General features: G+C 35.2%; 20 protein-coding genes. 2 read left to right on the forward strand and 18 right to left on the reverse strand.

Annotated elements, in window-relative coordinates; all coding sequences use genetic code 11:
- Positions 1-111: 111 nt before the first annotated feature.
- Complete coding sequence (locus BUA88_RS13670) at positions 112-324, reverse strand: hypothetical protein (RefSeq protein ID WP_072918990.1); 213 nt, start codon at positions 322-324, stop codon at positions 112-114.
- 189 nt (positions 325-513) lie between these two features.
- Here BUA88_RS13670 and BUA88_RS13675 point away from each other — a divergent pair, with 189 nt between their 5' ends.
- Positions 514-1,023 carry a helix-turn-helix domain-containing protein gene (locus BUA88_RS13675; RefSeq protein ID WP_072918992.1) on the forward strand — a complete coding sequence of 170 codons (510 nt, stop codon included), beginning with the start codon at positions 514-516 and terminating at the stop codon, positions 1,021-1,023.
- Positions 1,024-1,127: 104 nt separating this feature from the next.
- On the opposite strand, the gene sfsA is transcribed toward BUA88_RS13675, so the two are convergent.
- The 8 genes from sfsA to BUA88_RS16535 form a co-directional block, all read right to left on the reverse strand.
- Positions 1,128-1,778 carry a DNA/RNA nuclease SfsA gene (gene sfsA, locus BUA88_RS13680; RefSeq protein WP_072918994.1) on the reverse strand — a complete coding sequence of 217 codons (651 nt, stop codon included), beginning with the start codon at positions 1,776-1,778 and terminating at the stop codon, positions 1,128-1,130.
- Positions 1,779-1,782: 4 nt separating this feature from the next.
- Positions 1,783-2,280: a hypothetical protein gene (locus BUA88_RS13685; protein ID WP_072918996.1), complete on the reverse strand. Its 498-nt coding sequence runs from the start codon at positions 2,278-2,280 to the stop codon at positions 1,783-1,785.
- A 72-nt stretch (positions 2,281-2,352) separates the two neighbouring features.
- Positions 2,353-2,622, reverse strand: coding sequence for a DUF1294 domain-containing protein (locus BUA88_RS13690; protein WP_072918997.1), 270 nt, complete (start codon positions 2,620-2,622; stop codon positions 2,353-2,355).
- Between the two features lie 90 nt (positions 2,623-2,712).
- Positions 2,713-3,351: a hypothetical protein gene (locus BUA88_RS13695; protein WP_072918999.1), complete on the reverse strand. Its 639-nt coding sequence runs from the start codon at positions 3,349-3,351 to the stop codon at positions 2,713-2,715.
- A gap of 25 nt (positions 3,352-3,376) precedes the next feature.
- Positions 3,377-4,057: a hypothetical protein gene (locus tag BUA88_RS13700; protein WP_072919001.1), complete on the reverse strand. Its 681-nt coding sequence runs from the start codon at positions 4,055-4,057 to the stop codon at positions 3,377-3,379.
- Positions 4,058-4,081: 24 nt separating this feature from the next.
- Positions 4,082-5,368: an SPFH domain-containing protein gene (locus BUA88_RS13705; protein WP_072919003.1), complete on the reverse strand. Its 1,287-nt coding sequence runs from the start codon at positions 5,366-5,368 to the stop codon at positions 4,082-4,084.
- Positions 5,369-5,525: 157 nt separating this feature from the next.
- Entirely contained in the window at positions 5,526-5,762 is a 237-nt protein-coding gene (locus BUA88_RS16530; protein WP_242939626.1) for a HEPN domain-containing protein, read from the reverse strand.
- 281 nt (positions 5,763-6,043) lie between these two features.
- Positions 6,044-6,223 carry a nucleotidyltransferase domain-containing protein gene (locus BUA88_RS16535; RefSeq protein WP_242939627.1) on the reverse strand — a complete coding sequence of 60 codons (180 nt, stop codon included), beginning with the start codon at positions 6,221-6,223 and terminating at the stop codon, positions 6,044-6,046.
- Between the two features lie 98 nt (positions 6,224-6,321).
- Between BUA88_RS16535 and BUA88_RS13720 the strand changes: the two genes are divergently transcribed.
- On the forward strand, positions 6,322-6,639 hold the full coding sequence (locus BUA88_RS13720; protein WP_072919005.1) for a helix-turn-helix domain-containing protein: 318 nt from the start codon (positions 6,322-6,324) through the stop codon (positions 6,637-6,639).
- A gap of 16 nt (positions 6,640-6,655) precedes the next feature.
- Here BUA88_RS13720 and BUA88_RS13725 read toward each other — a convergent pair whose 3' ends face one another.
- From BUA88_RS13725 to BUA88_RS13765, 9 genes are all read right to left on the reverse strand, one after another.
- Positions 6,656-7,732: a hypothetical protein gene (locus BUA88_RS13725; protein ID WP_072919007.1), complete on the reverse strand. Its 1,077-nt coding sequence runs from the start codon at positions 7,730-7,732 to the stop codon at positions 6,656-6,658.
- A gap of 223 nt (positions 7,733-7,955) precedes the next feature.
- The gene (locus tag BUA88_RS13730) at positions 7,956-9,302 is read right to left on the reverse strand and encodes an ATP-binding protein (RefSeq protein ID WP_072919008.1); all 1,347 of its coding nucleotides are present in this window, start codon (positions 9,300-9,302) and stop codon (positions 7,956-7,958) included.
- 388 nt (positions 9,303-9,690) lie between these two features.
- The gene (locus BUA88_RS13735) at positions 9,691-10,941 is read right to left on the reverse strand and encodes a tyrosine-type recombinase/integrase (RefSeq protein ID WP_072919010.1); all 1,251 of its coding nucleotides are present in this window, start codon (positions 10,939-10,941) and stop codon (positions 9,691-9,693) included.
- A gap of 139 nt (positions 10,942-11,080) precedes the next feature.
- Positions 11,081-11,272: a DUF6462 family protein gene (locus BUA88_RS13740; protein WP_072919012.1), complete on the reverse strand. Its 192-nt coding sequence runs from the start codon at positions 11,270-11,272 to the stop codon at positions 11,081-11,083.
- 705 nt (positions 11,273-11,977) lie between these two features.
- Entirely contained in the window at positions 11,978-12,268 is a 291-nt protein-coding gene (locus BUA88_RS13745) for a transcriptional regulator (RefSeq protein WP_072919015.1), read from the reverse strand.
- Positions 12,225-12,938 (reverse strand): hypothetical protein, encoded by a 714-nt coding sequence (locus BUA88_RS13750; RefSeq protein WP_072919017.1) that lies wholly within the window; start codon positions 12,936-12,938, stop codon positions 12,225-12,227. The genes BUA88_RS13745 and BUA88_RS13750 overlap by 44 nt, the downstream gene beginning before the upstream one ends.
- Positions 12,939-13,188: 250 nt before the next feature.
- Positions 13,189-13,662, reverse strand: coding sequence for a hypothetical protein (locus BUA88_RS13755; RefSeq protein ID WP_072919019.1), 474 nt, complete (start codon positions 13,660-13,662; stop codon positions 13,189-13,191).
- Complete coding sequence (locus BUA88_RS13760; RefSeq protein WP_072919021.1) at positions 13,652-14,107, reverse strand: hypothetical protein; 456 nt, start codon at positions 14,105-14,107, stop codon at positions 13,652-13,654. Before BUA88_RS13760 ends, BUA88_RS13755 begins: the two co-directional genes overlap by 11 nt.
- Positions 14,107-14,769, reverse strand: coding sequence for a DUF4417 domain-containing protein (locus tag BUA88_RS13765; RefSeq protein ID WP_072919023.1), 663 nt, complete (start codon positions 14,767-14,769; stop codon positions 14,107-14,109). Before BUA88_RS13765 ends, BUA88_RS13760 begins: the two co-directional genes overlap by 1 nt.
- Positions 14,770-14,917 lie beyond the last annotated feature (148 nt).

Consider the following 14,917-nt stretch of genomic DNA (forward strand, 5'->3'; position numbering starts at 1 on the left):
AGTCGTCAAATGTAGTTTTGATTGTAAATAATTGTAAAAAACTCAACTGAGGCGTTTTTGATGTTCTTTGCCGGAAGTTAGTTTTTCATTTGAGCTTTCATTATGCTTTCCTTATGCTTTTGCAACCAGGCTTATAAGACCTACTATAATCAGAACTGGAAATGCGATATAAAGTAAACCACCAAAAACTAATCCAATAAGAATTAATGGAAGGAATACAATATAAAGTAAGATTTTCATCAATCCCCAAGTTGCTCTAAAAGCAAATCCAATCATCTTTCCAAAAATCATAAAGAATAATACGAAAAATAATGCTGTAAACATATCATTCACTCCTTATCTAAAAACCGTTTATTATTTCTACCTGTTCAGGTTTTCTTTTATTGATTATATTCTAACTCCCTATATCATAATATTATATCTTTATTACAGTAAATACTCATATTCTATTTCGCTGAATAAAAAAAATAGATATAATATACCTAATATTTTTATGTGATTACGGAGGTTTGCATGGGCAGAAAGTCAATTAGGGACGATAAGAATATATTTTTTGAAAGCAGAGAGGCTGCTGGTCTTACACGTGCACAAGCCAGTGAACTAATCGGCACAATCAGTGAAAGCCGTCTTGAAAAACTTGAAACAGGAAAAGCATCTATTTATCCTGAGGATGTTGTAGACATGGCAGCTGCATATAAAAAGCCGGAGCTTTGCAATTACTATTGCACTCATGAGTGTCGCATTGGTAAAGAATCAGTTCCTGAGGTCAAAGTCTCTTCTCTTTCTGAAATTGTCCTTGGTATGCTTTCTGCTTTAAACTCTTTGGATAAACAAAAGGATCGTCTCATTGAAATTACTGCTGATGGCATTGTTTCTGATGATGAGATTCCAGATTTCGTTCATATTCAAAAACAGCTCAACCAAATCGATCACACTGTCGAAGCGCTCAAGCTGTGGGTTGCTAATACCATAAATTCTGGAAACATCAATGCAGATAGACTCAAAGAGTATTCTGAAAAATAAACGCCTGTACATATTTAAAGAGGAGCAGAAATGCTCCTCTTTTTCTGGCTTTGTAAGTGTTGTTCTATATTTCCAACCACCTCGTGAACAATGTCGTGCAACACTTATGAAATAATCTCCAATCCATCTTCCCAAACATTGCACGCCAGGCACAAAACCTCCACTCCTGCATCCCTTGCTTCCTGTAATGCTATTCCAAACTCTGGGTGGGTCTCTACATTAGGTCGTACCTCTGTTACGCCCTCTACCTGAATTACAAAAGCAACCATAGTTTTGAATCCTCTATCTACAGCTTTAGCTAACTCACGTAGATGCTTAACTCCTCTTTCTGTAGGAGCATCTGGAAAATAGCCTGTGCCATCTTTTATCAGGGTACACCCTTTAACCTCCAGAAGGTATTTTTCGTCACCCTTTTCCATGTAAAAATCTATTCTGGAATCTCCGTACTTATACTCTGGCTGGACGACCGAATAATCCTGTTTTAAAAGCCACTCCTTCACAACAGCATTTGGAGCTTGAGAATCAATATTTATTATTCCTATTGGCGTGTCTACCGCCACCAGATCATATGGAGTCTTACGTTCTGGATTACTAGCCTTCTCCAGATAAACAGTTCTTCCTGGAAGAAGGAGCTCCTTACATCTTCCTGTGTTCTTAACGTGGACTGTAATCTCTTTTCCTTCTAACTCTACCTGTGCTATGAACCTGTTTGGTCTGGATATAAATTTAGCGGTTATTATATTTGAGTACTTCATAACTTTATTGATTTATAGCCTCTTGTAAGTGTTGTTCAACAATATTAAACATGCCATCTGGAGTATTGTACAACAGTTCTCTCTGTTCACTCTTTTTTGCATATATAACAGCTCTTCCAGGTCTTTTTGACTTATGCTGTGGTACATCAATCTTACCTTTATGAATCATAACATCCCATACCTGACCCTTCTTAACTGAGTCATGGAACATTTTTCCCAATCTTGCTCTAATCTGCTCAGGAGATTCTTTCTTCTCATGGCCAGATTTCATATTACCGATTTCTTTAAAGGTTGGAAGCTCCCATAAACTGAAATATCCACTTTGCTCTGACGCTTCCTGCTTCAAACAATCCAATGCAACAATATAATCAAACTCATCATCTCCATACTGCTTCTGTAGCTGACTGTATATCATATTGTTGACTGAAATCCCCTGTATATCAGCCTGATGCTTGATTTTGTCATACATCTCCTGATTAATAGATAAATTAACTCTTGGCATTGTAAACTCCCCCTTTTGTAAGTATTGTTCGACAGTATTTCTGTCTTATATACGAGTGTTGTGCAACACTTTCTATCCCAGATACATTTTACTGTATATAACCCATCCTATTACCACATGTGCCACTAATATTGCTGGCATTCCAATTACAAAATACCAATGTTTTGTCTTGTGACGGAAAAGGTACATTCCCAGAAAAGTACCAACGCTTCCACCTATGGCACTGACTAAAAAAAGAGTCTTCTCTGGAATTCTCCACTCATTTTTGATGGCCTTCTTTTTATCAAGCCCCATAACTGCCAATCCCAAAGCGTTGATAATAACTAAATAATTAATAATCATATTCCCTATTCTCCCATAAAAAAATACTACCTAAAATATATCATTTTTAGGTAGTATTTCATATCATTTCTGTCTTTATCCTGTATATTTTTAGCTTGCTGACATTGGTGTATCACAATACTCACAGCATGATGTAGAACCCTTGATTACAAGCTTTGTAGCTCCACATCCTGGACAAGTGCATGTTACTTCTTCTTGTCCTAAGATACTATTTCTCTCAGGAATCTGAGTTGACTCTATAAGTGTGATTACACGATTTGGCTCATCAATAGAGATGTTCTTTAATACGCCAACAGTCTGAAGATATTTAAGCTCTCTAACAGCCTTGTCATAAGAAATGCTACAAACACCTGCGATGTTATCTATGCTTCCCTCACGCTGGTTTACAATAAGATCAATGTACTTCTTGTTTCTCTCAGCTTTGTCTACTAATGTCTTTGAATAGTAAAGAAGTGCTCCACCACCGATGATCATTAATATGCCCCATACAGTAGAGCTTTTAATCTGAAATATACCAAGAACAATAAGACCTGCACCAGCAAGTATATATTTTCTCTTATCAGTTGAACCAATAAACATTGCATTTTTTCTACCAGCATTTCGTAAAATCAGAAGGGCAATTCCTGCTGGCCAGAAAACGATAAACATAATTACTATGAACCAAATTGATAAATACCATTTATTTTTATCGGCTCCATACTTGTCAATTATTTCCATTATTTCTTCCATAACTTTATCCTCTTTTCATATATCTTTAGAAAGGTCTTCTTGCTGTTAATTTGCTTTTTCTTTCATCTGAAAGCTCTTCAATTCTCTTGCAAAGCTTCTCTACTTTTTCTTCATCCTTACCAGAAATTGCAGTCTTTAACTCCTCGATAGCCTCAGTGATACTATTTTCAATATCAAATACCTGCTCACTGCTTGCCACCTGTCCGCTTGCAAGTGAATCGTAAGCATGCATTACCATCTTTCTCTGTGGATGTGAATACTCCATCTTTGAAGCTGCACTCTTCATGTTATCAAGAATGTACTTAAAGTTCATAAGGTCTGTTGTTCTTGTAGCCTGCTGCTCATTTACATGTGAACCGTGCATAGATACAACTAAATATGCCACTAAGTACAACGCAAAGATAACAAACTGAAGGAAAAATGCTCTTGCAGGAATTAACCATAAAACTTTGATTGAAAGTAATCCTGCGATAAATGCTACTACAAAATAAAAACCTGTTACTGCAGAAATTTCATATGCATGAAGAATCTGCTTTTTATTAACGTGAATGACCCCAACATAAGCTGTGATAAGAGCTGCCATCATCATAAATGCGTAGCTAATCCAGAATGTGTGTGTGAAGGTTTTATTAAATAAGAACAGACCTACATTAGCCACTACAATGATTATTGCCGCTACAATACCCTTCATAAAGGTTCTACTCATAACTAATTCTCCTTATTCCCAATACTAGTCGTTTTTAGTTCCGCACTCACCGCAGAATACCTGACCTGCTGCAAGCTCAGCACCACAAGACTTACATGTCTTTATTTCTGAAACTGGTGTACCGCACTGGCCACAGAACTTCATTCCTGGAGCAAGTTCAGCTCCGCAGTTCTTGCAGATTTCCTTCTTTGGCTCCATTGGATTTCCGCAGTTGATGCAGAATTTGCTTCCAGCTGGTACTGCAGAATTACAATTTGGGCAGATTAACTTTGAAGTTCCAGTAGCGGCTCCACCATTAAGTGGACCTGCACCTTCACCACCGTTCATCAATGCTCCAACCATTGTTCCCATGGCATTACCCATAGCAAGACCCATACCTGCACCTACGAATGCTCCGCCTGTGCCGTTGTTGTTAGCTGCAGCTTTGATTGCATCAGCATATTCCTGTCTCGCCCATCCATTGTTACCATCCTGGTCGCGGATAGTCATGCGCTCATAATCAGCCTGTGCCATCTGTCCTGAAACATAACGGTCAGCTTCTGATGATTCACGTCTAAGGTTGAAGTTAAGTCTCTCGTCTGCTGCAAGCTGCTCACGATCAAACATCTTCTCCTGACGCTTAATTCTAAGCTCTCTGATTCTTGCCATACATGGGTCATTCTCAGGAACCTCGATGCTCTCGATGTAGAAGTTCTCAAGCTCCATACCGTACTCATCAAGAATATCGTTAAGTACTGGAAGCATGTCATCAGCTAATGCTTTCTTCTTATTGCATGTAACAAGAACTTCATCTTCCTTTGAAACTAAGTAATCTGCAAGACCATCTGTAATGTGCTGAATGAAAGCAGTCTTGAAATTCTTGATGATATCCTGCTCTACGGCACTTGCACTTGCTCCTACAAACTTAAGGAAAAACTTCTTAGAATCTTTTACAACAACAGAATATGAACCACGTGCCTGAACGTGTACCTCAATTCCCCAAACAGGATCAATTACTCTGATTGGAGTACCTGTACCCCACTTGAGCTCAAGATGATGTGCTTTGTTGATGTAATAGACTTTACAGTTGTAGGCACTAACGCCTCCAGAAACCAGTTTTGAAACAAACTTGGTTAAGAATGGATAGTTCTCAGTTGTAAGTGTGTACTTACCTGGTCCGAAAACCTCCTCGATGACGCCGTCTTTCATAAACAGCGCTTCTTCATACTCCGCTACAATCAGCTGCGATCCTATATTAAAATCCTCATAGGATACTTTTGAGCACAGCGAGTTGCCCATCGAAGTATTTTTAATAACTGACATTATTGGCATAACAAAATCCTCCCGAAATCAACTTTGTTTATTATACAATAACGGAAGTTTTTTGACTACTTTATTTTTGCTAACAAAAATTGTAAAAAAATAGCCAGGCTCTTTCGAACCTGACTCTGTGAAGTCACATTAAACTGTGTATTTATTTTAAAAATTCTTATACTTCTTTTAGGATATCCCTCGCTGCTTCTACTTGACTTTCTGCCTCCTCTTTTAAGGCTATAAAAAAATCATCATAATCACTTTTTTCTCTTTTTTGCTGTAGTCTAGCAAGTTTTCTTCCGGTATCTTTTGAGAACTTTTCTGTTGCTACATACTCCTTATTAAAGTATGCTACCACATCCTTATGTCTCTTAAAATCCACCTCATTTAAAGTCAATACAGCTTTTGCCACATAAAAAATGCTGCATAACATGACCTGTTTATGGCATCCCTATAATGGCCGTTTTCTAAACAATCACATGCAACATCGAGAGTCTCTACAGCATTTTGGAATCTATATGAACTTAAATCCTTATTCTTATCCTGCAAGAACTATTCCCTCCTTTTTAACATTCCTATAATAAGGTAGGTTATCTGACCAATATAAGAAATGAGCACGATTTTTAATATTTACACTGATTGTAACTTCATAAAAAAAGCATGTAGTCATAAGCAATATCAAATATCTCATTTTCAACTTTTTTTATTTCTCTGATCAGATAATGTTGTTAAAAGCATAATATCTATATCAGAATTATCTCTATTATCTCCCCTCGCGTAGGAACCATATAATATTACCTCAACAAAACTTTTACCCAAAACTAGCTTAACTCTTGAAACAAACTCATCAAGTATATTCTTATATTCAAGCATGGTCTGTCCTCCATATGCTTTAAATATATATATAAATAATATATCATATTCTTAAGGTTATTTGACCTTTTTTAGAAACCGAAAATTTGGAGGTCGAAATGCAGGAAAATTACGGAGACAAAATTAAAGCGTACAGACTAAATATGGGGCTAACCCAAAATCAAGTAGCTTCTGAACTGAAAGTTACACCTGGCTATATAAGTAACGTTGAAAATGGCCGCACTGCCATGTCGCTCAGATTATTGATTTATTATGCAAAACTCATGGGTATTTCCTTGGATGCCTTAGTCGGTAAACTTGAGCCTGATTACAAACAAAATGCTATAAATCGTGAACTTTTAGAAGAGATTTCTAAAATGCCACTGGATGCACAAGACAAACTTCTAAAAACATTAAAGCTGTGGAATAATAATTAATTCTACCGCAATAGAACTAGGCATATAATATCTTTTCATACAGTTTCTGCAATTGTTTTACCTTTTTATCTCTGTTATCATCTTTCATAGATTGTGGGCATAACTTTTCTATCAATGAGATAATCTCTATAACCAATTTATTATCAGTATATTCATTGAATATCCCTACTAGGTCAATATTTAATAACATTATGTATATTTTTATAGCTTGTAAAACAATTTTGACCTGCTTCCCCTTAAGCATGGCATTGGTAATTACTGCTCCATCAATTATCTCACTACTACAATTTGTTTCACCTAAATTCCCCGATAATAATGGTGGCCTAAAATCAACTGTATGTCCACCTTCAGGATTTCTGCACCATGCAGCACTGTATCTCAAATATTGTTGGATATCATAAGCATTTTTTGCTCTAATATCCGTATCTTTTGAAAATATACCTAAGCTTCCATTTAACTCCCAATTAGCAATATCAGTATCTTTAAATAAAATACTTCTAGCAGCTGTGTATAAATGCCTACGTGTAAATTCTAAATAATTGAACTCATAGTAATCATTTATCAACATACAAAGATTTCGATCAATCATATTGTACTGTCCAATAAACATTCTGGAATAAAAATCCAGAGCGTCTATAGCATTGCTACAATCTTCATCATTAAACTCATATTCAATCCCATCTGCAGAATGATTTATTATTTTTTCTATATTATGAAATGAAATAATGACTATACTATCGTTTGGGATATACTCAATTCCCTTTTCTGTTTTACACTGTAAATCTTCCCCTGAATTATTAACAATATAGATATAATCTATCCAATTATTTTGTATATCATAACTCATATCAGGTTTATAACCAAAAATCATTGTATCTTCATAATCATAGTCCATATCTTTGAAATACTTACAATGGAAGCCTTTTACAAAATCATAAAATAAGTCTTCCGTCCAATTACGACTGTATTTAAAGAAAGCTATTATCTCATCACCATGTCCTTTGTAATCATTCGGGTACATATCAAAGCTGTATGTTCCAGTCTCATGAAACACTTTATCTGATCCTATATATATTATTATTCCTTGTGTCATAAATCCTCCATATATTGTATTAGTATAGATTATATACTAAAACAATATATAATTCCATTCAACACTTTTTAATAATATAAAATGAAGAGCATTACCTTAGTAATGCTCCTCCCTTCGAGATAATGTAATCCAATTTTCAATATCTTCTTCTGTATGAAATCCTGCTTTAGATAGCTTACCTGCATATCCTGCATATATGAACATCTTTCCAAGTCTAATTCTTTTATATTCCTTGCAAATCCAATTTATACACCAATCCATCTATTGACTCTTCTTTAATGCACCCCATCATATATATTGGTAAATTGGTAATATGTTCTTTCTTTGATACATTTCCATTACATAGTACAAATGCTTCTGGTATATCATAGTTTTCATCATTCGTGCAGTTTGACAGTGCAGAATGTTTGTCGTAGTCCTTTCCTGATTTTACTTCTATAGGTAAAGCTTTACCTTTTAACTCTATAACAAAATCTAACTCTCCTTGTTTTTTACTATTAAAATAATATGTCTTTATTCCTCTTGAGAATAACTCCTGAGCAACAACATTTTCATATATTCCACCATTATTAATATTATTGCTACCCTCCAATATATTTAATCTGACGGTGTTTGAATACATACTAGTCAAAAGACCAACATCCGATAAGAACAGCTTAAACAAATTTCTTTTTTCACTGATTTTTAATGGCGCCTTTGGCTCGGTAATATTGTAAACTGGCAATGCTACTCCAGCATTTTTAAGCCAAATAAAATTGTTTTTTACCCTATCAAAAGAGATTTTTCCATCAATATGACTTATAAAGAACCTTTTATTCTTCTCCTCCAGTTCACTTGGAATAGCTTCATATATTTCTCTAAGCTGAAGTTTTGATTTCTCTTCATATTTTGTAAAATCCGATTTATACTGCCTTATTATATCTTCCTGAACCGCTGCTACTTTTGAAATATCGTTGGTGTCTATATATTTTTGCACAGCCTCAGGCATACCCCCTATTATTAGATATAAATCGAATACCTTCATCAGCTGATTATGTATAAACTCATCAATTGGTTCTCTCTTCTCATATGATTCTTCTATAAGTTTTAATGTCGAATCCTTTACTCCCAAGGCAGTAAAAAACTCAAATAAGTCCATTGGATACATATCTATAGTATGTAAATATCCCACAGGAGCCGATCTCAGGTCGCTAAGTTCAACTCCCAGCAAAGATCCACTTAGTACAAATCTATATTTCTTATCTTCAACCAAAAACTTCAACCAGGTCATAATATCCTTACATTCTTGTACCTCATCAAGAAAAACTATCGTTTCGCCTAGCTTAAGCCCAGATACTACTGTTGTCAATCTATCATAGAATTCATTTATTGATGTTATACCCTTAAACAGATTTACAAATTCTGGATTTTTAATAAAATTCAGTTCCACATAATCCGATTTGCTCTCCTCAAGTGCCGCTCTGATTAAATATGTTTTTCCTATCTGTCTGGCACCTGTTACCAACAATGCATGCTTATGGTCTTTTTCTATCCATGATAAAATTTCTGGAAAAATACGTCTTTTCAGCATTCTGTTACCCTTTCTTTCTACGCTATATACTCAGAATATCACTTTGATGTAACTTTTCCAAGGTTTTTGTTGGCTGTTTTGTAACTTTTTCCGTAACTTTTCCAAGAAGTTATAAGCCCATTTTGTAACTTTTTCCAAAAACAAAAAAAGAGCCAGGCTCTTTCGAACCTGACTCTGTAAAGTCATATCTACTGATTACTCAGCTACGTATGGCATAAGTGCAACAAGATATTTCCTAAAATGTATCTTGCACCGTTATACCGTATTATTACGTATTTCAGCCATTTCAATTATAATAGGCAGAAATGCTATGAACCATTATGAAGTATTGTTCTGTATGATTTTGTATTCAGTTTGGAGTCAACACAGAATTTTGAGGTCAAGAGTCTTAAGACTCTACCTTGAATTCTTTCCAGGCTGCAGATAACTTCTGCATCGCCTCTTTCTTTTTGTCATTTGTTGCTTCAGCATAAACATTCATCGTTGTTTTGATGTTTTTATGCCCCATAACATCCTGAATCACTTTCAGGTTGCTTTCGTTCTCACAAAAGCGTGTGCAGAAAGTATGTCTTAACTGATGGCAACTAAAGCGCGGTAATAGATGGGGCTCTCTTCGTTGTTTCAATGCTTTTCCCATCTCATCCATATTATAGGATTCCACAATTCGCCTTATTGCTGCATTGATATTCTGCTCGCAGAGCACGTCTCCATTAGCATTCTTAAATATAAATCCTGACATACCTTCAATTACTGTTTCGTTGAATCCTGTTACAAGCTGTTCCTCATAAATCCTTTTGAACGCCTCACATACATCGTCCATCATTGGAACTATTCTTATTCCAGAATCCGTTTTAGGTAAGGATACTCCTAGTCGCTTTGCTTTCTCGCCCTTTGTAGGTTTTACTCTAACCAAAGCGTGGTTTACATCTATTATTCTTTCATCCAGGTCTATATCTTTCCACCGTAATCCAATAAATTCTCCACACCGAAGTCCAGTGCCAAGTAAAATAGTAAATATTGGATGCCAATGATCATAAACCGGATGTCCTTTGATGTAATCAATAAAAGCTACCTGGTCATTTAGCTCCAAGGCATGCCTTACACCTTTGTTTTTTCCAATATCATTGGAGATCTCTCGGAGTACTCCATCTGTGGGATTCTTTCGAATAATCTCATCTCTAACACACATCTCAAATGTAGGTCTCAAACAACAATGAATTGTACCTACCGTAACTGGAGCTATCCCATCCTCTTCTACGAGCATCTTATAAAACATGAGAACATCAGAGAATTTGATATCTCCTACATTTCTTTTGCCAAAGCCTTCTCGCACGTGCTTGTTATACATCATCTCATAGTTAGCTCTGGTTGTTCGTCGTAATGAAGTTTTCAGGAACAAATACCGATCAAATGCTTCATTGACTGTCATTACATTTTTTACGTGACTATCAATGCCATCTAATTGATCTCTTTTCAGCTCGTCTTCCTTTTGCCTTAGTTCTTCTAGAGTCCGTGCATATATTGTCCTTCGCAATCCCCTAGGATCTGTGTACCTATAGATATAACGATTATCCTGTGTACGATATCCCTCGCCTTTTCGGAATACCCTTCCTTTAGAATCTTTTCTAGTCTTTGCCATGTCGTGCCTCCTTAATGGAGAAACACTTGAATAAGCCTTAGCATAAATCATTTAAAGACTCTAAACCTTTGTCGTAGTTATGCCAAACGCATCTACTAGCCTCATTATATTTTACGCCTTAAGCTTATACAAGCCCCCATTAGTCAATTCTGAATGTCTCAAGATAATGCTCAAATATCTCAGTATTTACCAGTACGAGCTTGTCGCACTTATAAATAGCCTTCGCATCCTTTGCCATTTTCTCAAACTTTGTTTGACACATAGAATACATCTCAGCTCCCTCTTTGTAACGCACAAACCTCTTTTTCGTTGAAACCATTTTTCCCATCATTCCATCTCCTTTCTACTATTGACCACAGGATAAGCCTTTTGAATATGTTATTAATGTTTAAAAATCATCCCTCTACTTATTTGCACTGGGAGAAGGCTTTTGTTACCCCATTATCATGTATTATTTTTGTTTTAAAAACACCTCTCACTTATTCTTTCTGGGAGGGGGCCTTTTATAACCCTCTATCATGTATTTTTATGTATAAAAAAATACCTCTCACTTACTCTTCCTGGGAAAGGCCTTTTTATGCCCCCTTATCATGTATTTTTATGTATAAAAAAACCTCTCACTTATTCCCACTGAGGGAGACTATTATGCAAGGTGTATATTTATTTAAATACAAAAAAATACAATCCTAGAAAATATCTAGGATTGTATTTCCATTTCTTTTACAAGAAATTTTACAGCTTCTTGTCTATCTTCAAATCTCTGCAATAGGACAGTTGTCTCTGAAATTCTCCTCAAAGCATTTTGAAACTCCTCGAAACTTATCTCGAGTGGTACACTCTCATACGCTCTACGTTCTAGCAAGCAAAGCAGGTTTTCATCTGCTCTATTTTTATATTCTTCCTCACATATAAACTCTCCAGATTCTTTATACTAATAATTATACATGTAACCCACTGCCATTAACACGAAGTAGAACTAGAGTTGAGTATTTCACTACAGCACAAATGCTAAACAAATCCCGACTTGTCAATGTCTTTATTCTGAACTTGATAATAAAGATTCCAATAGCTCAACGTATTCTTTGAACTGTGTTCTTCCAAATTCAGTAAGTGTATAAGTGGTTTGGGGTTTATTGTTTACAAATGCTTTTTCAATCGTTAAATATTCCATTTCGCTTAATTTATTAAGCTGTATACCTAAGTTTCCGTCAGTTGCTGAGGTTATAGTTTTCAATTCTTTGAAACTCTTTGTACCAGTCAGCAGAGCAGATAAGACCGCTAACCTAAGCTTCGTTTGAAAAGCTTCTGGTATTGTATTTATTTCCATGATTCTTTGCTCCTATCCTAAAAAACAGCCCTAATGCAACCATTCCGAAAATCATTACTACCCTGATACTAAAGCTACTAACTGAAATCAAAGTACCTTTTCCACCTATTGTCCCGAAAGGCATCTCTTTCATACTCATAAACAAAATCAAATACAATACACTATAGCATGCTGTGCAAATTGTTATTAGTTTTCTTTGTGTAAGTATACCTGTCATAAATAAGGCAAAAATAATCGGCAAAATTTCTAATAATTCTTTACATCTCCATAGAGTAACAATTTGATCATTATTGCCAGTAGGAATCAAATTCATATACAAGATAATAAATACGTATGAACCAATTAAAAAAATTCCCCATATTTTTAGCATACCATTGCTGATTTCGTTATTTGTGATTTTTAGTTTTCGTGAAAAGTAAAGAAAAAGAATAATATATCCTATAAATTTAATCAAATAATAGCCTACTCCAAATATCCGAACTAGGCTTGAACCATATCCAATAGTATTTCTACAAAAATACATCAATTGTTCTACAATGGCTGCAATTCCATTAATCATCCCCACGCCTATAAAGAAAGGTGCGATTTTAGAAAAATCTTGTTGTGTACGTTCAATTACTGTTTTGATAAGCGAAATGTCATCTAGTGCAAGTTCAATATTTTTATCCATAATTACCCTCCTGATTATACTTTATATTATAGAGTTCTCTATAAACTGATAATATAACAATCAAATTCTTTTTGCAACTATAGAATAAAAAAAGCCTCCAACAGGAGGCAACAGTATCTGAACAACGAAAAACAGAGCTAACATCACTCTATGTGCAATGCCGCTCTGCAAAAGTCAAACTTTTTCTTTGTGTTTAATTCTATCCATGAGTATACTAACTGTCAACAACCATTTTAAGAGTAACTATTGACTATATATATTTTTCTACCCATTGATATGTATAAAACGCCTGAGAAGGTACCTCTGGAAGAAATATTGTTATAGATTCAACTTTTTTTGTATCTAAATTATCTAAAACCCAATACCCTTCTTTGGATTCAAAATCTTCCTCATCATCATTATATACTAAAGATGGATCAATCTCTTGAAGTTTCCTAAATTCCATTCCTATATATCCACCATTAGGTAGAACACCTTTATATGAATTTTCTAGATATATTTCATACATAACATCTTTAGCAAAGCAAAATGTTACGGACTCCTCTATCGAAATGAAAATCCAAGGCACCTTATCTGTAGTATCTTTGTTAGACTGAATTTTTTGATTAAATGGAATCTTGTTTGATTTCAGTATTGTTCTTACTTCTTCCAGCTTCATTCCTAACTTAAATGTCTCAAGTCCAACATATGGAGTTATATTTTCTGACAACAAACTATTTTTCATTTTTTCTCCTTTCTACGTAGTAAATCTTAGCTTTTTCATCTCCATCCGATTTATATTTTTCCTTCCGATTTACATACTTAAATTTTCCACTATCAATAGTGCTCACTTTTACATATGCTGTATCTCCATGTCTTTTAGAACCAGGCGATACTTGTACTACAGCTACGTTTCTTTCTTTTGAAGTATTCTGCACAACAATTCTTTTGGCTTTAGAACCCATACGATTCGATGGTTCAATAATTGTTTTATAACCATGTTTATTCATCTCATTTGAAATTTTGCTAGGTGATTTCCCAAGAAAATACGCTCCATACTTTTCGAAATTTTTTTCTGAAAAATGACCGTTTTTCCCAAATACTTTAGTTGCAAAGAATTGAAGATTTAATGGTATACGAATTCTACTTCCTTTTGTATTACCAAAGCCACCGTGTCTTCCTGCTCCCATTAGGCATCCTCCCTTCTACTAACAGCAAAATCACTGTTAAACTGAAGAATATCGATGCCCATTTCTCTATATTTATCAAAAATATAGTCTGGCACACTACCATATACCACAATGGTTTTGGGTGACAGTATATTAACAACCTGTCCTAAGCCTTTTTCAAAAAACAATCTATCTTCTTTGATTCGTATGCAACCATGAGAACCAATAGCTATCGTTCCTTTTCTAGGGACGCCATTACAACATACCGAATATGTTCTATAATCTCCCCAGCGTACATTAACAATTACGTTTACTCCATTATCCTGCAACCAACGTCCAATAGCCCTGCTTCGATAAATATTCCAGAACTGCATAACGAGTGGCATATCTCTATAAAGACTAAAATCTGGGCTTATAACACCCTTAAATTTCTGCAAAATGGGAAGATACTTTTTGGGATTGTTCCAGATGCGCTCAAAAGCCGCATCATCTTCATAGAAGTGAACCCAGCAGTCATAATCTTTTGAGCTAATAGCTTTTGAAAATGCCATCAACTTATTAGGCCTGAAATCCCCGTAATCAATCTCAGGAATTTCCAAAAATCCTTCATACGTTGCATTTTCAACTAAAAACGCATGAAACACATCACGACACCCTGCACGGGTACAATTAATTTGAGACATAGATGCCTCCTTTCTGCTCTACATAAAGAGCGGCAAAAATTGTTAATAGTAACATTTATTTGCCCTCGCAGAAAGGATATGCTATAATTATCTAACGACATTTAGGGATGTTATAGATATCCTTAGCGAGGAAACGCATAGTTGATTG

The organism is Pseudobutyrivibrio xylanivorans DSM 14809 (assembly GCF_900141825.1).
GTDB classification, from domain to species: Bacteria; Bacillota; Clostridia; order Lachnospirales; family Lachnospiraceae; genus Pseudobutyrivibrio; species Pseudobutyrivibrio xylanivorans.